The sequence below is a fragment of the Hyphomicrobium sp. 802 genome (genome assembly GCF_000526135.1).
Taxonomy (GTDB): Bacteria; Pseudomonadota; Alphaproteobacteria; order Rhizobiales; family Hyphomicrobiaceae; genus Hyphomicrobium_B.
The window spans coordinates 1,373,194-1,392,600 of sequence record NZ_JAFM01000001.1 but is presented as its reverse complement, the minus strand read 5'-3'; the positions used below and the strand labels follow the sequence as shown (position 1 = coordinate 1,392,600).

The window sequence follows — 19,407 nt, the reverse complement described above, 5'->3', positions numbered from 1 at the left end:
GAAAACCCTCAAACTCACCCTTGGCTGCAAGTTATAGCAGACCGGCCCGGTTCTGACCCGAGCCACCGCAATCGGCAACCGCCTGTTGCCGATCCGCCCCTATGGCCGGCAATCTACGGCCAGACGGCTCGCTCCGACCCTTGGGCCAGCCCTCGCCTAGTCCGCAGCCAGGGATTTAACGATCTCTTCCGTCATTTTCTTGGCATCGCCCAACAACATCACCGTGTTGTCGCGATAGAAGACCGGGTTGTCGATACCGGCATAGCCCGACGCCAACGAACGCTTGTTAAAAAACACCGTTCCCGCCTTCCAGACCTGAAGCACCGGCATGCCGTAGATCGGCGACGTCTTGTCTTCTTCAGCCGCCGGATTGACGACGTCGTTGGCGCCGATGACGTAAACGGCGTCGGTTTGGGCGAACTCACTGTTGATGTCTTCAAGTTCGAAAACTTCGTCGTAGGGCACGTTGGCCTCGGCGAGCAGCACGTTCATGTGCCCCGGCATACGTCCTGCAACCGGGTGGATGGCGTATTTGACTTCGACACCGGCCTTCTTCAGCGCGTCCGCCATCTCGCGCAACGCATGCTGCGCCTGGGCGACCGCCATGCCGTAGCCCGGCACGATGATGACCTTCGACGCATTTTTGAGAACGTAGGCGGCATCTTCCGCCGAGCCGAGCTTGACCGGCTTCTGCTCGCCGCCGCCTGCAGCTCCGGCCGCCGCAGTCTCGCCGCCGAAACCGCCCGCGATGACGGACAGGAACTGCCGGTTCATCGCCTTGCACATGATGTACGACAGGATGGCGCCCGACGAGCCGACGAGCGCGCCGGTGATGATCAACGCGACGTTGCCGAGGGTGAAGCCGATGCCCGCAGCCGCCCATCCCGAATACGAGTTCAGCATCGAGACGACGACCGGCATGTCGGCGCCGCCAATCGGGATGATGATCAGGACGCCGATCAGCAGCGAGAGCGCCACGATCAGCCAGAACAGCCACGCCGACCCACCCGACACGATGAACGCGTAGATCATCAGGATCAGCAGAATCCCAAGGCCCGCATTGATCAGATGCCGCGACGGCAACATGATGGGCTTGCCCGACATTCGCCCCGAAAGCTTCGCAAACGCAATGACCGAACCGGTGAACGTAATCGCGCCGATCGCAACGCCGAGCGACATCTCAAGCAGGCTGCCGGCCTTGATCCCGAGATCGGGCGCCGCCGGATCGACGAGAATGCCGAACGCCGATGGCGCGTAAAGCGCACTGGCCGCAACGAACACCGCGGCGAGACCGACGAGTGAGTGAAACGCCGCGACGAGTTCCGGCATCATCGTCATCGGAATTTCGTGTGCCGTCTTGGCGCCGATAAAACCGCCGATGCCGATGCCAAGCACAATCAGGATCCAGGACGTCGCCGTCGGCTCGGCGAGCCCAAGCGTCGTAAGGATCGCGATCGTCATACCGATCATACCGTAGAGGTTGCCCTTGCGCGATGTCGCGGGGCTCGACAGGCCTCTAAGCGCCAGGATGAAGAGAACGCCGGCGGCGAGATAAAGCAGAGCGGCGACGTTTGCGGACATAGGTGCGTTCCCGGGCCTGTTATCGGATTCCTGCGGCGGTTCTCATGCGACGAGCGACGCGAGCGTCAGCCCTCTTTCTTCGGTGGAGGCGTTTCTTTTTTCTTGTACATGGCGAGCATCCGGTTGGTGACGAGGAAGCCGCCGAAGATGTTGATCGACGCCATCGTCAATGCGAGGAAACCGAACACGCGAGCGATGCCGCTGTCCGAATCCGTCAGCGAAACACCGACGGCGAGCAGCGCGCCGACCACGATAACGGACGAGATCGCGTTCGTGACGCTCATGAGCGGCGTGTGCAAAGCCGGCGTCACCGACCAGACGACGTAGTAGCCGACGAAAACCGCAATCACGAACACCATCAGCTCGTATACAGACGGGCTGACGCCATGCCCCTCGGCAGCGAACGCCGACGATGCCGTTAATGCCGTGACCGCAAGAGCCGCGATCAGAGTTTGGATCAAGCGCATGGCAAGGCTCCTCATGCCGTCTTCGTCGCAAGATTGGGATGCACAATCTGCCCGTCCTTGGCGATCAGCGTTCCCTTGATCAGTTCGTCGTCCCAATTCACCGCCAGCGTCTTTTCCTTCTTGTCGATCATCGTTTCGAGGAAAGCCAAGAGATTGCGGGCGTAGAGACTTGAAGCGTTGACGGCGATGGTGCCTGCAAGATTAAGCGGCCCGAAAATTTTCACGCCATTCGGCGTCTCGATCGTTTTGCCGGGCTCCGTCATCTCGGTATTGCCACCGCGCTCGGCCGCGAGGTCGACGATGATCGAGCCGGGCTTCATGCTCTCGATCATGGCGCGCGAAATAAGCTTCGGTGCCGGACGGCCCGGAATGAGCGCCGTCGTGATGACGAGGTCTTGCGATTTGATGTGGTTGGCGACGAGTTCGGCCTGCTTCGCCTGATATTCCGCGCTCATCGGCTTGGCATAACCGGCAGCCGTCTGCGCTTGTTTGAACTCATCGTCTTCGACCGCGATGAACTTCGCACCGAGCGACTGCACCTGCTCTTTCGTCGCCGGGCGAACGTCTGTTGCCGTCACCTGCGCACCGAGCCGCCGCGCCGTCGCAATGGCCTGCAAACCCGCAACGCCGACACCCATAATGAACGCCTTTGCCGCCGGAACCGTACCGGCGGGCGTCATCATCATCGGGAGCGCCTGACCGAACATCGAAGCGCCATCGACGACGGCCTTGTAGCCCGCGAGGTTCGCTTGGCTCGACAGCACGTCCATTGACTGCGCGCGTGTCGTGCGCGGCATGAATTCCATCGAGAAGACGATTGCGCCGGTCCCCGCCAACGCGTCGAGACCGTCGCGCTCGCCGTAAGGATCGACCATGCCGGCAACGATCGCGCCGGGCTTCAGTGCTTTGACGTCATCGATAGATGGACGGCGAACCTTGAGCAAAATATCGGCGCCGGAAAGCGCATCCGCTTTGCTGACGATCTCCGCACCGGCTGCACGGTAGGCGTCGTCGGAGAAGCGCGATCTGAGTCCTGCGCCCTGCTCGATGCGAACGAGCGCGCCGAGGCCGGTGAATTTCTTGACCGTGTCCGGCGAAACGGCAACGCGCGGCTCGTCGGCCGGCTCACTGGTGACAGCTATCGTAACCATGTCTCGGTCCAATCGATGGGCGGCAGGGGCAGAACCGGAAAAAGCAAAGGGGCAGTCCATCACCGGCCTGCCCCAAATTGACGTCACCTAATCGGCGTAGGTGAGCCGGGGATCAGACCAGAAAGATCTTCATGAGGACGAGAATGACGGCCACTGTGATGACGCCAATCTTCAGAAAGCGCACGAAATCGCGGTAGGTCTCAAGATGCGCTGCGTAGTCCATTGCCGGGCTACCCTTCGAGGTATCGATATCCAAAGTTTCACTCCCCAGTGGCGTGTTTTAAAATCTGCATGAGGTTGGTATCGCAAGATGTGGCGAGCTTCAAGGTGTCGCAGTCTGGCCTTTCGCCTAGTTTGCGCCGGGAACCCGGCCAAGACTGCGTATCCGCCATACGGCATCGAGCCTAGGTTGTAGAGACGAGCGCGCCTCGCTACACCGCAACCTGCGTGCCGACCTCAACGACTCGGTCGGTCGGAATCTGGAAATAAGTCGTCGCGTCTTCCGCGCTTCCTGCCAGCATAATGAACAGGCGTTCCTGCCAACGCGGCATCTCAGACTTCGCTGTCATGCGCAGCGAACGCCGCGACAGAAAGAACGACGTCGAACCGATGTCGATGTTGCAGTCCTTCCGGCGCGCATGTTCGAGAATCTTCGGCACGCTCGGCGTTTCCATGAAGCCGTAACGCGCGATGATCCGGATGAAATGATCGGACACGCGCTCGATCGTCAGCCGCTCATGACGGGCCACGCGCGGCGTCTCTTCCGTACGGATCGAGAGCAGAATGTTGCGCTCATGCATGACGCGATTGTGCTTCAGATTATGCATCATCGACGTGGGCGCAGCATAGGGATCGCCGGTCAGAAACACGGCTGTTCCCGAAACGCGATGCGGCGGCTTCGCTTCGAGCTTGCGCACCAGCCAATCGAGGTCGGCCTCGTTGCGCTTCGTGACTTTCGCCAAAACACGCGTGCCGCGCACCCAGGTGAACATGATGATCGCCAGCATGCAGGCGATTGCGAGCGGCACCCAGCCGCCTTCCAGCAGCTTCAGGATATTGGCTGAGAAGAACGCCTGCTCAATCAGCAACAGCGGAATGATGATGAGCGCAACGCGCCACAGCGGCCACTTCCAGCATTTCCAAATGACGAAGAACGCCATCAGCGAGTCGATGACCATCGCTGCCGTCACCGACACACCGTAGGCCGCCGCCAGATTGGACGACGTCCTGAAGGCAAAAATCGCGACAAGAACGGCTACGAAAAGGATCCAGTTGACCCTCGGCATATAGATCTGTCCGGCCATGCTCTCCGAGGTATGCCGGATCTCGAAGCGCGGCACGAGGCCGAGCTGGATAGCCTGACGCGTCAGCGAAAAGGCCCCCGTAATCACTGCCTGGCTCGCGATCACCGTCGCGAACGTCGACAGGATCAGCATCGGGATCAGCATGAAATCGGGATAAAGCCGATAGAACGGATTTTCGACCGCATTGGCGTCGTTCATGACCAACGCGCCCTGGCCGAAATAATTGAGCACCAGCGCCGGCATGACGAAGTACACCCAGGCGACAGAGATAGGCTTCCGGCCGAAATGGCCAAGGTCGGCGTAGAGCGCCTCGGCGCCGGTACACGCCAGAAAGACGAGGCCCATCACCGTCAGGCCCAGAAAGCCGTGGTGGTAGACAAACGAAATGCCCTCAATCGGATTGAGGGCACGAAGGACGTGCAGATTGTCGGCGATGTGGACGAGGCCGCCCAGCGCCAGGATGGCAAACCAGACGCACATGACCGGACCGAAAAATCGCGCGACCCGGTCCGTGCCACGTGACTGCATCCAGAAAAGGCCGGCGAGAACAATGACGGCGACCGGAATGACGGCGCGTTCGAATTGCGGCGCGATGAGTTGCAGGCCTTCGACCGCCGATAACACCGAAATCGCCGGCGTGATAACCGCATCGCCGTAAAAGAACGAAGCGCCGGCAATACCAAGCGCACCGAGCAGCGGCGCGCTGCGGCGGGCGACGGTCTGGCCCAGCGCCATCAGCGCGAACATACCGCCCTCGCCCTTGTTATCGGCGCGGAGCAAAAGGAGCACGTACTTCACGGTGACGACGAGCGTCATGCTCCAGAAGATGAGCGACAGCACGCCAACCGCCGCCTCCGCGGCAGTCAACCCGCGGTGCGAAGCAGCTGTGATAGCCTCCTTGAAAGCATAAAGCGGACTCGTACCGATGTCGCCAAAGACGACACCTACCGAGCCCAGTGCCAATGCCCAGAAGTTCTTACTGTCATGCCCCTCTCCGACGCCATAATCGGCAGCCTGAGAAGAGGCGGGCGCTTGTGCCATTCAGGCACCTCGACCTGTCGAATTGGGCTGCATCGCAGCAAAGTGGCGGGCTTCTACCCTCACGTCGAGCCGATGGAAAGCGTTAAATTCGCCACCCCCAAGTTGCCTTTCCAGCGGACCGTTCGGCAGCACACCTTCGCAGGATTCGCTGCACCGCCGAACAGTCGGTTTTATGAACGCTTTCTAGAGCAGGCTCAAGACATGGTTTCCAGTTCGTCGATCATCCCCTCGATGACCTTAAGTCCCTTATTCCAGAACTGAGGATCGCGCGCATCGAGCCCAAACGGCGCCAGCAGCTCCGAATGGTGTTTCGACCCGCCTGCTTTCAAAAGATCGAAGTATTTCGCCACGAACCCGGGGTGAGCTTCGGCGTAAAGGCCGTAAAGCGAGTTTACCAGACAGTCGCCGAACGCGTAGGCGTAGACGTAGAAAGGCGAATGAATGAAGTGCGGGATATAGGTCCAAAAGACCTCGTAGCCGGGTTTTAGATCGATCGCCGGCCCCAGGCTTTCCGCCTGAACGTCCATCCAGAAGCCGTTGATCTGCTCGGCCGTCAGTTCGCCCTCGCGGCGCGCTTCGTGAACCTTTCGCTCAAAAGTATAGAATGCGATCTGGCGCACAACGGTATTGATCATGTCCTCGACCTTGGCCGCGAGCATGGCTTTCTTTTCGCGCGCATCCTTGGTCTCAGCGATGAGCGCGCGGAACGTCAGCATCTCGCCGAACACGGACGCCGTCTCGGCGAGCGTCAGCGGCGTCGGCGCCAGCAGCGGACCCTGATCGCGCGCGAGCCACTGATGGACGCCATGGCCAAGCTCATGCGCGAGCGTCATGACATCGCGCGGCTTACCGAGATAATTCATCATGACGTAAGGGTGCACCGACGGCACCGTCGACGCCGAGAACGCGCCTGGCGCCTTGCCGGGCTTCACCGGCGCATCGATCCAGTTCTTATCGAAGAACTGCTTGGCGATCGTCGCCATCTCGGGCGCAAAACCGTTGTAAGCCCGAAGAACGATCTGCTCGGCTTCCGACCACGTGATCGTGCGTTCCGGCTTGTCGGGAAGCGGCGCGTTGCGATCCCAAGATGCCAGCGTCTTCTTGCCGAGCCATTTGGCTTTCATTGCGTAATAGCGATGCGACAGCAGCGGATAGGCCGCGCGGACACTCGACACCAGCGCGTCGACAACCGGGCCTTCGACACGGTTCGCAAGGTTGCGGCTGTCTGAAACGTCTTTGAAATTGTGCCAGCGGTCGGAGATCTCTTTGTCTTTCGCAAGCGTATTCGTGATCCGCGAAAACAGCGGCAGATTCGCTTGAAAAACTTTGCTGAGCGCTTTTGATCCTGCCTCGCGCTTCTTCTCGTCAGCGTGCGACAGCAGGTTGAGCGTCGGCTCAAGCGAAAGCGCTTCCTTCTCGCCTTCGACCTCAAATCGCAGCGCCGACATTGTCTCGTCGAACAGCCGGTTCCACGCGCCGCGGCTCGTCTGCGATTTTTCGGTGAAAAGCGTCTCGATCCGTTCGTCGAGCTGATGCGGCTTTTCCTTCCGCAGATCATCGAACCACGGCTTATAGCGCTTGAGGCTTTCGTGCTTCAGCGCCGACTCAAGCACGGCGTCGTCGATCTGATTGAGTTCGAGTTCGAAAAAGATGAGATCGGTGTAGAGCTTCGTCAGCGCTTCCGAGACGTCGGCATTGAATTTCGCACGCGCCGGGTCCGTCTGATTGAGAACATAGTAGAGCCCGGAAAACGATCCGAGCTTGCCCGCGAGATCGGACAGCTTCTCGTAATCCTTGACCGGATGGATCAGCTTGTCGCCGTCCTTGGCGAGTTCCGCTAAGCGCCCTTGATACGTCGCCTTGATGCGCGTCGCCTCAGCGGCCGCTTCTTTGAGATCGCGCTGAATGGCCGGATCGCCGGGACCGGAATAGAGATCGCTCAGATCCCATTGCGGCATGTTGCCCAGGGCGTCCCTATCGTCCGCCAGCTTGGTCGCGGATTGTGGAGCGAGAGTGATATCGGACAACGGCCACCTGCGCATGAGAACCTCTATAGTTAAGAATGCGAGCCGTGGCTTAGCACAGCCTCGGAAAAGATGAAATTTGACGATCCAGACAGATGTAGGGTCGGCACCGGCTGAAAAAAACTTTCGCGAGAGTTCAGCCTCTTAGCGAACGGCGGCGAAATTTGCGTCACCGCGAAACCTTACGTTTACCGTTGTCCGGCAATGATGTGCTCGTTGCGTAAGTTCCGGGTCACCAAGTGTGTGAAGCTGGGGCAGTCTGCTTCCATTGCTCAAAAACGACCCTCGTGTCTGCGTTAGAGTAAAAGTTGCGTGAAAATGTCAAAGCGTATTCTGATCGTCGATGACGATCCTGCCCAGCGTCGAATTCTCGAAGAGACGATCAAGCGATTTGGCTTCGAGACCAAGTCATGTGGCTCCGGCGAACAGGCCGTTCAAGTTCTCGAAGGCCAGGAACGCCCCCAGATCGGTCTCGTCCTGTTGGACTTGATCATGCCGGGAATGGACGGCATGGCCGTTCTTGACCGTGTCGGCCACGTTGCTGGCATGCCGCCAATCATCGTGCAGACAGCGAACGGCTCGATCGAAACCGCGATCAACGCCATGCGCCGCGGCGCAGTCGATTTCGTCGTCAAGCCCGCCTCGCCAGAACGGCTCGAGGTATCCATCAAGAGCGCCCTCAAAATTGAAGCACTGACGGACGAAATCACGCGCATCAAGAAAACCGCCGAAGGCAAGCTGACGTTCGGCGATCTCGTTCTGCGCGGCGAAGCGATGACGCGTGTCATCACGCTCGGCAAGCGCGCCGCCGCATCGAACATCCCGGTTCTGATCGAAGGGGAAAGCGGCGTCGGCAAGGAACTCATCGCACGCGCCATTCAAGGCGAGAGCGATCGCGCCGGCCAGCCCTTCATCACGGTGAACTGCGGAGCGATTCCCGAAAACCTGATCGAAAGCATTCTGTTCGGTCACGAGAAGGGATCGTTTACCGGCGCCATCGACAAGCGCACCGGCAAATTCCAAGAAGCCGATGGCGGCACGCTCTTCCTCGACGAAGTCGGCGAGTTGCCCTTGGAAGCTCAGGTGAAGTTGCTGCGCGCCCTGCAGGAAGGCGAGATCGATCCGGTCGGCTCCAAGCGTCCGGTGAAGGTCAACTTCCGCCTCATCTCAGCGACGAACCGTGACATGATCCAGCAGGTCAAGGACGGCAAGTTCCGCGAGGATCTCTACTACCGTCTCAACGTCTTCCCGATCTTCGTTCCGCCTCTGCGTGAACGCGTCGAAGACATCCCCGAGCTTGCGCGCCACTTCATTGCCCGCTTCGCCGCCGAGGAAGGCAAGCGCGTGACCACGATCTCTGACCGTGCCATGCGTTTGCTGCAGGCCTACTCCTGGCCGGGCAACGTTCGCCAGCTCGAGAATGCGGTCTTCCGCGCGGTCGTCCTGGCCGACGGTCCTGAACTCACGGTTTCGGAATTCCCTCAGATCGCCGCCCACGTCGACGGCTTCGAGGCCGAAATTCCGGCCGCACCTTCGGTCGTCCAGAAGCCGCAGGCCTACACCGGCCCGGCCCTTCTCGGCGCCGAGAACACCGTCCCGCATACCGTCGAGATGAAGACCTCATCGGCGGGAAGTGCGCTCGGTATCCAGGCTATGGCTGAGGACGGCGAAATCCGCTCGCTCGAAGCCATCGAAGCCGACATGATCCGCTTGGCTCTCGGCCGTTATCGCGGCCACATGACGGAAGTCGCCAAACGGCTCAACATCGGACGCTCGACGCTTTACCGCAAAATGCAGGAATACGGCCTCGAGCCCCGCACCAACTAGACACGTCACCGAACCTTAGAGGCTGCACGCCAAAGGCGAGAGTGGAGCGCGCATGCACGCGCCCTCCGTTCCCGCCACCATGCGACCAGACCGCACACGACATTCCGTTTACATCCGACCGGTCTTCAAGATCGCCGGCCAGGATGAGAGAGCGAGCCCCTTCGCCCTCGACAGCAAAAGCCCCGGCTGCATCCGGGGCTTTTGCATTTTCGCTATAGCTGTCGCGAAATCCGACGTGCCGCAATCAAATTGAAACTTTCCGCTTTCTATGGTGTTGGAAGTAAGCGAATCGGGTGGGCGCTTCGGACGCGCCGTATTGGCCCGTTTTCTGTGCATTTAAGGGCACGAAACAGCAACAGTTTCGCCACAGCGCTGTGCAACACAGCTATGTCCCGCGATCTGGTTGGTCAGACGAAACGCTGGCGCCTATCTATCGCCGGGGGAGTTGAAAGGTGGTTTTCGGAATGCGCGTCGCAAAAGTCCTGGCTGTCGGCCTGTTGCTGACGGCCAGCGCAGGATCAGCCGCGTTGGCACTCGATCCCGCCAGTGATCAGCTGACAAGTGATCAACAACCGACAAGTGGTCAGTCCAACAGCACGGATAGCGCGACACAACCTGCCGCCGCTCCCGCAGCCGGTTCACAGGAAACGGCGCCGGAACATCAACCCGCAGCGGACGCTGCCAAACCGGCACCGGATGCTTCCACTGTAGAACAGGCACCGGCAGCGCCCGCAACCGACAGCGCGGCAGCGCCCGAAAGCAAGCCTTCAGCCGAAGCTCCGTCGTCCGAAGCTAAGGCGCCGGAAGCACCTGCCGCTACCGACAAACCGACCGACACGGCGGTAACCGCGCCGGCTGCTGAAACGCCTGCACCTGCTGCCGACGCCGCAGCCGCCGAGCAGCCCAAAATCGCCGCCGACGATCGGCTGCTCTATCTGCCTATCGAAGACTACATACGGAACAACGCCAAGAAGGCGTTGTCCGGAACCGACGCTGAGGATCGCGACGCACTCGCAAAGTTCTATCACGATCGCATGGGCGCAACGCTGTGGGTCGACAAGCACGGCTTCACGCCCGAAGCCAAGAACCTCATTTCGGCGCTCCAAGGTGCCGACGATTGGGGCCTGCGCTCGGCCGATTTCAAGATCCCCGATCTGAAGGCGAACGCCGACGGCGGCTTCAATCCCGACGACCTGATGGCCGCAGAAGCCCGTCTGTCGCTTGAGGCGATGGAGTATGCGCGCGATGCTCACGGCGATCGCATCAGCGATCCGTCCGCACAGCTCGGCACGTACATCGACCGCAAGCCGGTTCTGCTTGATCGCAAGACAGTCATCGACGATCTCGCGGCAGCACCCGACAAAGCTGCCTATCTGACCTCGCTCAACCCGCAGCAGGAGCAGTTCCGCCGTTTGCGCGAGAAGCTCCTCGCACTGCGGGCGTCGAAAAAGGCCGAGGAAGCGCTCAAAATTCCCAGCGGGCCGAATATCAAACCCGGCCAGAGCGATCCCGCAATCGCCGTCCTGCGCAAGCGCCTGAAAGTCACGGCTCCGCCGGTCAAAGCTGACGGCTCGCCCGCCGACGAAAACTATTACGACAATGCGCTGGCCGACGCCGTGAAGGCCTACAAGGAGCAGAAGGGCATTCGCCCGGCGAGCTTCTGGATTACGAACGTGCTGCGCAATTCGTTGAACGCCGGCAACGGCGTCACGACGGACCGCCTAGTCGCCAATATGGAAGAGTGGCGGTGGATGCCCGCCGATCTCGGCAACTACTACGTCATGGTCAACATCCCGGAATTCAAATTCCGCGTGGTGTCAAATGGCCAGGTCATCCATGAGGAGCGCATCGTCTCTGGCCGGCCCGACGCCCAGTCGCCGATCTTCTCCGAGACGATGAAGACCGTCGTTATCAAGCCGCGCTGGAACGTTCCGGACTCGATCAAGATCAAGGAACTGCTGCCAGGCCTCAGATCGGGCTACGATTCATTGCGTCGCCAGGGTCTGGTCATGGAATACAACGGCCGCAAGGTCGATCCGCGAAATGTCGATTGGTCTCGCACCGACATTCGCAATTTCCATGTCTATCAGCCGCCCGGCGGCGGCAACGCGCTCGGCGTCGTGAAGTTCCTGTTCCCGAACAAGCACGCGGTCTATCTGCACGACACGCCGAGCAAAGGTCTGTTCAACGAACCCGTCCGCGCTTTCAGCCACGGCTGCATGCGCGTGCGCAACCCTGTATCGCTGGCCGAGCTGATCCTCGACAAGGATAAAGGCTGGGACAAAGAGAAGGTCGACGATCTCGTCAAGAACGGCCCAGAGGAGAACGAGATCGCCCTCGATCATCCCATTCCCGTGCACGTGACGTATTTCACGGCGTGGGTCGATGATAACGGCGAAGTTCAGACCTTCAACGACATCTACGGCCACGAGAAACGCATTACGCTCGCGCTCGCCGGCAAGTGGAACCAGATCGTCAAAGCTGACGAAAAGAAAGTGTCGCCCGAAGACATCCCGAATGAGGGATGGCGCAACGATGGTTTCGCATCGCTCTTCGGCGATGACGACGAATACGACAGCCGCGGGCGCCGCAAGAAGCACAACGGTGGCCTCGGCAGTTTCTTCAAGCAGGTCTTTGGCGGCTTCTGAGCACAGCCAACGACTGACGAAGCAGACATGAGAAGCCGGCCGCGTAAGCGGGCCGGCTTTTTCATTTGCCGAGCCCACTGGCCTTTTTATCGCCCTTTCCGAAGTTTTAGATATCGGCCGGGGATAGTTACTGCCTCTTAACGGTTCGGGGTTAATCGTTAACGGCCGAGCATTTTGGCCCCAGTCGGGCTCGGAATGTTTTTAGTAGGGACGGGGGAATTCGTGGCCGCTCGCCGCTCAGGGCTGGTATTCGGCGCACTCGCGCTGATTTTGTCTGTGTGTCTCAACGCCGACAAGATGACGGCGGCCGGGCAGCCTAATGAGCGCGTGATTTCCCTCTATCACATCCACACACACGAACGCCTGACCATCGTCTACAAGCGGAATGGAAAATACATTCCCGAGGCGATGACCAAGATAAATTACATCATGCGCGACTGGCGCAAAAACAAGATCATAACGATCGCGCCCGCCACTATCGACCTCGCCTGGGAAATGCACGAAGAACTCGGCTCGAAGGAGCCGATCAACATCATCTGCGGCTACCGCACGGCAAGCACCAATGAAATGCTTCGCGAAACGCGCGGCGGTCAGGCGCGGTTCAGCCAGCACATCACCGGCAAGGCGATCGACATTACCTTCCCCGACATTCCGCTGAAGAAGATGCGCTACTCCGCGCTGATCCGTGAGCGCGGCGGCGTCGGATACTATCCGACGTCCGGCATCCCCTTCATTCACATCGACACCGCCAACGTTCGCATGTGGCCGCGCATGCCGCGTCAGGAGCTTGCCCTGCTCTTTCCGAACGGCCGCTCGAAATTCGTGCCCGCCGACGGCCGTCCGATCACCCCGGCCGACGTTAAAATCGCGCGGAGCCGCTTCCACGATCTGGCAACTCAGGTCGCTGAATTCTTCCATGACCGCCGTGAGCCCGGAACCTCGCGCACCATGGTGGCGTCGCTCGAAGTCAGCCCGCCGAAGAAGCATCTCAACGTGGTCGCCTCATTGGGTTTCGGCGCACGCCCGAAAATCGCCGATGGCTCTACGCGTCGCAACGTCAACATAACGACTGAGCCCGACCCGTTGCTCACGCCACCGATACGCCCGTTCGCGCCGGCATCGACGGTCGCATCGCTCGAACCCAGCGATGGGCAATCACAGGCAATCGCTGTCCCGAGGCTGATCGACCGCTCGTCGCATTTCACGGTTCCGTCGCAAGCCGATCGCAGCAAGCTCAATGATCTGGTTGCGTCCGCCGCCTCCATGCCGCTGCCGGAACTCATCCAAGGTCCAAGACCCGCCGTTCGCCCGCAGAAAGCGCTCGCCGCCGCAGCCTTGGCTGAAAATCGCAAACCTTCGGAAGCGCCGATCGCTCAAGTCGCAAGCCTCGATCCGGCGGCCGGAACCGTCAGCGATATGCGCCCGGCCAGCATGACCGAATGGGCGCAGGCACCGGCCTACGACGAAGACCATCCCGACGAGATGGACTATCGCCCCTTCCCGCTTGCTCCGTTTCTGACCAACGAACCGACGGCCCGCGACAAGCCGCTCGCGCCGATGCAGGCTCCCGACGTCGCCGCTACGCTCGAAGTCCTGGATGATGTCGATACGCTTGAGCCAATGCGGTTCCGGCCGGGACGCCAATTGGCGGAAGCAATGTGGTGCGATCAATTCAAAGGCAAGGCCGTGCACGCCGAAGCCCTGAAGGAACTGGAAGACAGCCGCATCGCCACGGGCATCTCGAACCGCCCTGTCCAGACCAGCGCCCGCTGACAATTCGCTAAGTTGACTGGCGCTAAGCCTCGAGCGCCGCAACGCCGCGCTTAAGCGACACCTGCCCAGCCTCGTTGACGAACTTGCCCAACGCCAGAAAATCCGCACGCCGCGGACTTGAGCGACGCCACGCAAGCCCGATGGACCGCGACGGCTCAGGATCAACGAAGCGGATCATCTTGATGTCGCGGCCACGGCTTTCGATGCCGATGCAGATCTCCGGCAGCAGCGTGATTCCGAAACCTGCCGACACCATCTCGACGATAGTCGACAGGCTCGACGCTCCGAACGTGTTGACATCATCGACCTGCTGCAAGCTGCAATAGGTGAGCGCCTGGTCGCGCAGGCAATGCCCCTCTTCGAGCAGCAGAAGGCGGTCGTGCTCGACCATCTCCTTCGTTGCCCGCACGCGGCCGGAGAGCTTTCGGCTTTTCGGCATCGCCAACAAAAACCGGTCTTCGAAAACGGGTAACGTTTCGATATCCGGATTTTTGATCGGCAAAGCCAAGAGCAGCACGTCGAGTTTCCCCTCGACCAGCTCATCCGTCAGAACCTGCGTCTGCGTCTCGCGAACGTGCAGTTCGAGATCGGGATGATGCTCCTTCAGCAGCGGCAGAAGCGGCGGCAGCAGATACGGCGCAACCGACGGAATGACACCCAGCCGAAGCGTCCCGGATAGAAGGCCGCCCGCGTGCTGCGCATAATCGACGAGATTGCGGACGTCGTTGAGAAGCCGCTGCGCGCGTAGCGCGATTTCCTCGCCCTTCGGCGTCAGCTTGATGCCGCTGCGCGTTCGCTCGACGAGCGCAATGCCCAATGAGGCTTCAAGATCCTGAATCTGCATCGACAATGCAGGCTGCGTGACCGCGCAGGCATCGGCGGCGCGGCCGAAATGCTGTTCGCGCGCGAGCGCGTCAAAATACCGGAGCTGCTTGAGTGTGACGTGAACCATCAGAAGGTCTAATGCCCAGCGCAAGAAATAGCGATTTGTCCTTATCACGACCGGGCATTAGGGTGAACCTGAAGACGCGCAGAACCAATCACATTTCCGCGCGCACAGAGGTGGCAGTCGAAAGACTGCTGTCGCCAGCACCGCCTTTTCCTCAGCGCCGAATGGGGACTGGGCGGTGCTGTTTTATTACGGGTTGCAGATCGGCGTTACCGCGCCTTGCGGCCGGCAATGAAAGCCCACGCTGGCGACCGGCCAATCGAAGCCGCCGCCGGCTCGCGGAACGCGAGTCGCAGGGCGCAACTAAAGACTCACTTACTCAGCGGCCATCATCGCGTCGGCAAGCGCTTCCGTATTGGGTGCCTGATCCAACATTCCCAGCGCATGCATGTAGACTTCCAGGATGCTCTCTTCTTCTTGGCGCTCCTGGTTGCTCTTCTTGCGCAGCCGAACGATCTGGCGCAGCGCCTTGACGTCGAAGCCGACGGCCTTGGCTTCCGTGTATTTGTCACGGATATCGGCCGCGAGCTGCTTCTTTTCCTCTTCGAGGCGTTCGATCTGTTCGACGAACTGGCGCAGCTGATTTTGCGCCGAGGCTTGAAGCGTGCTCATGGGAACTCCTGCTGTCTTGTTCCGCCGACGCTAACGGCGAGCGTCGGCCACAGCAAGGCGGCGATCCCCGCTATCCAAAGGGATAAATTTGGTCCGCCATCTTGACGTTGTATATGTCGCGGAGCGTTTGTGAGTCGCTGCGGTGCCGCGCCTTGCGGCCGGCTCTCCAAAGGAGAGTCGCAAGGCGCAACAAAAAGCCGGCCGACTGCTTGCTCCAAAGCCGTCCCCGGCGGCCGGCTCGCGGAACGCGAGTCGCCGGGGACCACGATTAATGATCTCTCGGCCGGTTCTGTTCGAAGGCCGCCTGTTTATCGGGCGACGCTTCGGTCTGATGCTTGGCTTTCCACTCCTGGAACGGCATGCCGTAGACGATTTCGCGGGCGTCATCCTTGGACAATTCGAGCCCCTTGCCCTCCGCCGCGTCCGACATCCACGTCGCCAAGCAATTCCGGCAGAACCCGGCCAAATTCATCATATCGATGTTCTGAACGTCCGTTCGCGACCGCAAATGCTCGACCAGACGCCGGAATACCGCGGCTTCGAGTTCAATTGTCGTTTGCGGATCGAAAGTCTTCATGGCCAACTCCTTGACCGGCAGGATCCTGCGACGGGCTTACGACATAAGCACCATTCCGGCCACCCGAAAGCCCCGCCTAAGCTGCGGCCTCTGATGCCTTGACGGGGACGGAGCGTTTGCGCAAACCAGACCCCCAATAATGAGATAACAAGCAGGCATCGGCCTAGGGAGACACTATGAAAGACGGCACGAACGGCGGCGTCCGCGAGACTTTGAGCACGCTGTTCGAAACCGCTTATCGGACGGCCCACCCCGCGGTTTGCCTGCCTGCGCACCTGCCCAAGGTCCCCGAAGGCGGCCGGATCATCATCATCGGTGCCGGCAAGGGCTCTGCCGCGATGGCCGTCGCAGCCGAAGAGCATTACATCGCAACCGGCGAAGCCGGCAAAATCTCGGGCCTTATCTCGACGCGCCACGGCTTCGGCTTGCCGACCAAGATCATCGAAATCCTGGAAGCGGGCCACCCCGTTCCCGACGCAAATTCCATCGTTGGTGCCGAACGCGCCATTGCGCTGGCGAAGAGCGCCGGGCCGAACGATCTCGTTCTTTGCCTGCTGTCGGGTGGCGCTTCGGCGATCTGGGCAGCTCCGGTGCCGGATGTCAGCTTCGAAGCCAAGCAGGCCCTGACCAAACAGCTGCTGAAATCCGGAGCACCGATCTCGGAAATGAATTGCGTGCGCAAGCACCTCTCCGAAGTCAAAGGTGGCAAGCTCGCAGCCGCCGTCTATCCGGCGCGCTTGCTAACGCTCGCTATCTCCGACGTGCCGGGCGACAATCCCGACGAGATCGGCTCCGGCCCGACCGTCGCCGACCGCTCGACGCTAGCGGACGCACGCGCCGTGCTCGCCAAATGGAAGATCACGCCGTCGCCCGAGATCGCGAAAGCGCTCGACGATCCGAAAAACGAAACGCTGAAAGCCGGCGATCCAAAGCTCGCCAATTCGACTTACGAAATCGTCGCCGCACCGCGCGCTTCGATCGAAGCTGCTGGCGCCATCGCACGCGATCTCGGCTATCGCACCATCATGCTTGGCGACGATCTTGAAGGCGAAGCGCACGAGGTCGCCCGCAAGCACGCCGAGATGGCGCTCGAAGCGAAAGCTAAGGGCGAAAAGGTCGCGATTATGTCCGGTGGCGAATTGACCGTCACTGTACGCGGCAACGGCTCCGGCGGCCCCAACCAGGAATACGCCCTCGGCCTCGCCATCGCATTGAATGGCACGCCGGGCATCGCCGGCCTCGCTGGCGACACCGACGGCATCGACGGCGGTGGCGGACACCACAGCGATCCGGCAGGCGCCATGGTTTTCCCCGATACGCTCGCACGGGCTGCGTCACAAAATCTCAATGCCGCCAAGTTCCTGGAGAACAACGACTCGACGGGTTTCTTTCGCCCCATAGGCGATCTTATTCTGTGTGGCCCGACCCAAACCAACGTCAACGATTTCCGGGTCATCCTTGTCGATCCGTAAGCAAGACACACGGCGTTGGCGAACGGCTGGGGACACAACCAGAACTCTCCGCTATAGGAATTGGAGCTTCTGACTTGCCATCCCGCAATTCTTCGCGCGCCATTGTCCGGCACGTCATCTTTTCGTTGGCCTTATGTGTTTACACGTCGGCGGCACATGCCGACCTGAAGCTTTGCAACGCGACATCAAGCCGGGTGGGCGTCGCGATTGGTTATCAGGACACCACAGGCTGGGCGACGGAAGGCTGGTGGAATATCGCATCGCAAACCTGCGAGACGCTTCTGAAGGGAGCCTTGCCGAGCCGCTACGTTTACGTCCACGCCGTCGATTACGATCGCGGCGGCGAATGGGGCGGCAAAAACGACATGTGCACGACAGAAAAGTCCTTTGCCATCCGGGGGGTTCAGGATTGCGTGAAACGCGGATATAAGCGCACCGGATTTTTCGAAGTAGATACTGGCGAGGCGAAGGAGTGGACCATCCGCCTCACCGATCCGGGCCAAGGAAATGCAGACAAATGAGACGTAATCGGCGGGTCAAGATTGTAGCGACGCTTGGACCCGCGTCTGCCTCCCCCGAGATGGTCGAGCGCCTGTTCATGGCGGGCGTCGATGTCTTCCGTATTAACATGAGCCACTCGACCCACGACGGTTCGAAGGCGCTCTATAACACCGTGCGCGCCTGCGCCGCGCGCCATCGCCATCCCATCGGCATCCTTGCCGACTTGCAAGGTCCGAAGTTCCGCATCGGCAATTTTGACGCCGGCCGCATCAACGTGCCGACCGGCGCGATCTTCAAGTTCGATCGCGACGAAACGCTCGGTTCGGAAGAACGCGTTTACCTGCCGCACGAGCAGATTTTCGAAGCCATCCAGCCGGGCCACAACCTCGTCCTTGACGACGGCAAGCTGCGCATGCGCGTCATCGAAGCGTCGCCCGTGCAAATCAAGGCCGAGATCACGACCGGTGGTATGCTCGCAAGCCGCAAGGGCATTTCGATGCCCGACACGCTGCTGCCAATCAGTCCGCTTACGGAAAAAGACAAGGCCGACCTGGCACACGCGCTGAAACTCGGCGTCGATTGGGTTGCCTTGTCGTTCGTCCAGCGCGCCGAAGACGTGCACGAGGTGCGCCGCCTAATCGGCAATCGCGCCGCCATTCTCTCCAAGATCGAAAAGCCGTCCGCTGTCGCAGCACTCGAAGAGGTGATCGCGGCGTCCGACGCAATCATGGTCGCGCGCGGCGATCTTGGCGTCGAAATGCCGGTCGAGAAGGTGCCCGGCATCCAGAAGAAGATCACGAGACTGTCGCGCGCCGCTGGCAAGCCCGTCATCGTCGCGACGCAGATGCTCGAAAGCATGATCTCCTCGCCGATGCCGACGCGCGCCGAAGTCTCCGACGTCGCGACTGCAGTGTTCGACGGCGCCGACGCGATCATGCTGTCGGCCGAAAGCGCCGTTGGCCAATATCCGGTCGAAGCCATCCAGATGATGGACAAGATCGCCCGCGAGGTTGAGCACGATCCGGTCTACGAGCCGATGCTCTACGCGACACAGACCGAGCCGCTGCCGACCGGTGCTGACGCTATCGCCGCAGCCGCATCCGCCATCGCCGACACGGTGAAGCTTGGCGCCATCGTCTGCTACACGGCGACCGGCTCGACGGTGCTACGCGTCACGCGCGAACGCCCCGGAATTCCGGTCATCGGTCTGACGCCGGTTGAATCGACGGCACGTCGGCTGGCCCTGGTCTGGGGCGTCCATACCATCCTGACGGGCGACCCCGAAAACCTCTCGCACATGGTGCGCAAGGCATGCCGCATCGCGTTCGAGGAAGGCTTGGTCAAGGCACGAGAGGGCATTTTAATCACCGCCGGTGTTCCGCTCGGTAGCCCCGGTGCGACGAACATGATCCGCATCGCCTTCATCGACGATTCCGGCGCACCGATCGCGGAAGAGGTGTAAGCCGCCTTTATTGCATCT

The 19,407-nt window shown here is 60.6% G+C and carries 15 protein-coding genes; 6 read left to right on the top strand and 9 right to left on the bottom strand.

Features of this window, described 5'->3' with window-relative positions; all coding sequences use genetic code 11:
• Positions 1 to 156: 156 nt before the first annotated feature.
• The 6 genes from HYP802_RS0106905 to HYP802_RS0106880 form a co-directional block, all read right to left on the bottom strand.
• Positions 157 to 1,581, bottom strand: coding sequence for an NAD(P)(+) transhydrogenase (Re/Si-specific) subunit beta (locus tag HYP802_RS0106905; protein WP_013946415.1), 1,425 nt, complete (start codon positions 1,579 to 1,581; stop codon positions 157 to 159).
• A gap of 65 nt (positions 1,582 to 1,646) precedes the next feature.
• Entirely contained in the window at positions 1,647 to 2,048 is a 402-nt protein-coding gene (locus HYP802_RS0106900) for a proton-translocating transhydrogenase family protein (RefSeq protein WP_244420970.1), read from the bottom strand.
• An 11-nt stretch (positions 2,049 to 2,059) separates the two neighbouring features.
• Positions 2,060 to 3,199 (bottom strand): Re/Si-specific NAD(P)(+) transhydrogenase subunit alpha, encoded by a 1,140-nt coding sequence (locus tag HYP802_RS0106895; protein WP_024275411.1) that lies wholly within the window; start codon positions 3,197 to 3,199, stop codon positions 2,060 to 2,062.
• 112 nt (positions 3,200 to 3,311) lie between these two features.
• Positions 3,312 to 3,455 (bottom strand): aa3-type cytochrome c oxidase subunit IV, encoded by a 144-nt coding sequence (locus HYP802_RS0106890; protein ID WP_013946414.1) that lies wholly within the window; start codon positions 3,453 to 3,455, stop codon positions 3,312 to 3,314.
• A gap of 175 nt (positions 3,456 to 3,630) precedes the next feature.
• A complete protein-coding gene (locus HYP802_RS0106885) occupies positions 3,631 to 5,544 on the bottom strand; it encodes a potassium transporter Kup (RefSeq protein ID WP_013946413.1) in 1,914 nt (637 codons plus the stop codon).
• A gap of 194 nt (positions 5,545 to 5,738) precedes the next feature.
• On the bottom strand, positions 5,739 to 7,502 hold the full coding sequence (locus HYP802_RS0106880) for a M3 family oligoendopeptidase (RefSeq protein WP_244421025.1): 1,764 nt from the start codon (positions 7,500 to 7,502) through the stop codon (positions 5,739 to 5,741).
• A gap of 384 nt (positions 7,503 to 7,886) precedes the next feature.
• Here HYP802_RS0106880 and HYP802_RS0106875 point away from each other — a divergent pair, with 384 nt between their 5' ends.
• The 3 genes from HYP802_RS0106875 (at position 7,887) to HYP802_RS0106860 (ending at position 13,816) form a co-directional block, all read left to right on the top strand.
• Positions 7,887 to 9,395 (top strand): sigma-54 dependent transcriptional regulator, encoded by a 1,509-nt coding sequence (locus HYP802_RS0106875; RefSeq protein WP_024275409.1) that lies wholly within the window; start codon positions 7,887 to 7,889, stop codon positions 9,393 to 9,395.
• Positions 9,396 to 9,859: 464 nt separating this feature from the next.
• Positions 9,860 to 12,043 carry a L,D-transpeptidase family protein gene (locus HYP802_RS0106865; RefSeq protein ID WP_024275408.1) on the top strand — a complete coding sequence of 728 codons (2,184 nt, stop codon included), beginning with the start codon at positions 9,860 to 9,862 and terminating at the stop codon, positions 12,041 to 12,043.
• A gap of 222 nt (positions 12,044 to 12,265) precedes the next feature.
• Positions 12,266 to 13,816, top strand: coding sequence for a DUF882 domain-containing protein (locus HYP802_RS0106860; RefSeq protein WP_013946409.1), 1,551 nt, complete (start codon positions 12,266 to 12,268; stop codon positions 13,814 to 13,816).
• 22 nt (positions 13,817 to 13,838) lie between these two features.
• On the opposite strand, the gene HYP802_RS0106855 is transcribed toward HYP802_RS0106860, so the two are convergent.
• From HYP802_RS0106855 to HYP802_RS0106845, 3 genes are all read right to left on the bottom strand, one after another.
• Complete coding sequence (locus tag HYP802_RS0106855) at positions 13,839 to 14,768, bottom strand: hydrogen peroxide-inducible genes activator (RefSeq protein ID WP_024275407.1); 930 nt, start codon at positions 14,766 to 14,768, stop codon at positions 13,839 to 13,841.
• A 312-nt stretch (positions 14,769 to 15,080) separates the two neighbouring features.
• On the bottom strand, positions 15,081 to 15,377 hold the full coding sequence (locus HYP802_RS0106850) for a DUF2312 domain-containing protein (RefSeq protein WP_013946407.1): 297 nt from the start codon (positions 15,375 to 15,377) through the stop codon (positions 15,081 to 15,083).
• 268 nt (positions 15,378 to 15,645) lie between these two features.
• A complete protein-coding gene (locus tag HYP802_RS0106845; protein ID WP_013946406.1) occupies positions 15,646 to 15,954 on the bottom strand; it encodes a DUF1244 domain-containing protein in 309 nt (102 codons plus the stop codon).
• Positions 15,955 to 16,130: 176 nt separating this feature from the next.
• Here HYP802_RS0106845 and HYP802_RS0106840 point away from each other — a divergent pair, with 176 nt between their 5' ends.
• The 3 genes from HYP802_RS0106840 (at position 16,131) to pyk (ending at position 19,389) form a co-directional block, all read left to right on the top strand.
• Complete coding sequence (locus HYP802_RS0106840; protein ID WP_024275406.1) at positions 16,131 to 17,426, top strand: glycerate kinase; 1,296 nt, start codon at positions 16,131 to 16,133, stop codon at positions 17,424 to 17,426.
• Between the two features lie 101 nt (positions 17,427 to 17,527).
• Positions 17,528 to 17,947, top strand: a complete 420-nt coding sequence (locus HYP802_RS0106835; RefSeq protein WP_085941688.1) for a DUF1036 domain-containing protein — start codon at positions 17,528 to 17,530, stop codon at positions 17,945 to 17,947.
• Positions 17,944 to 19,389, top strand: coding sequence for a pyruvate kinase (gene pyk / locus HYP802_RS0106830; RefSeq protein ID WP_013946403.1), 1,446 nt, complete (start codon positions 17,944 to 17,946; stop codon positions 19,387 to 19,389). Before HYP802_RS0106835 ends, pyk begins: the two co-directional genes overlap by 4 nt.
• Positions 19,390 to 19,407 lie beyond the last annotated feature (18 nt).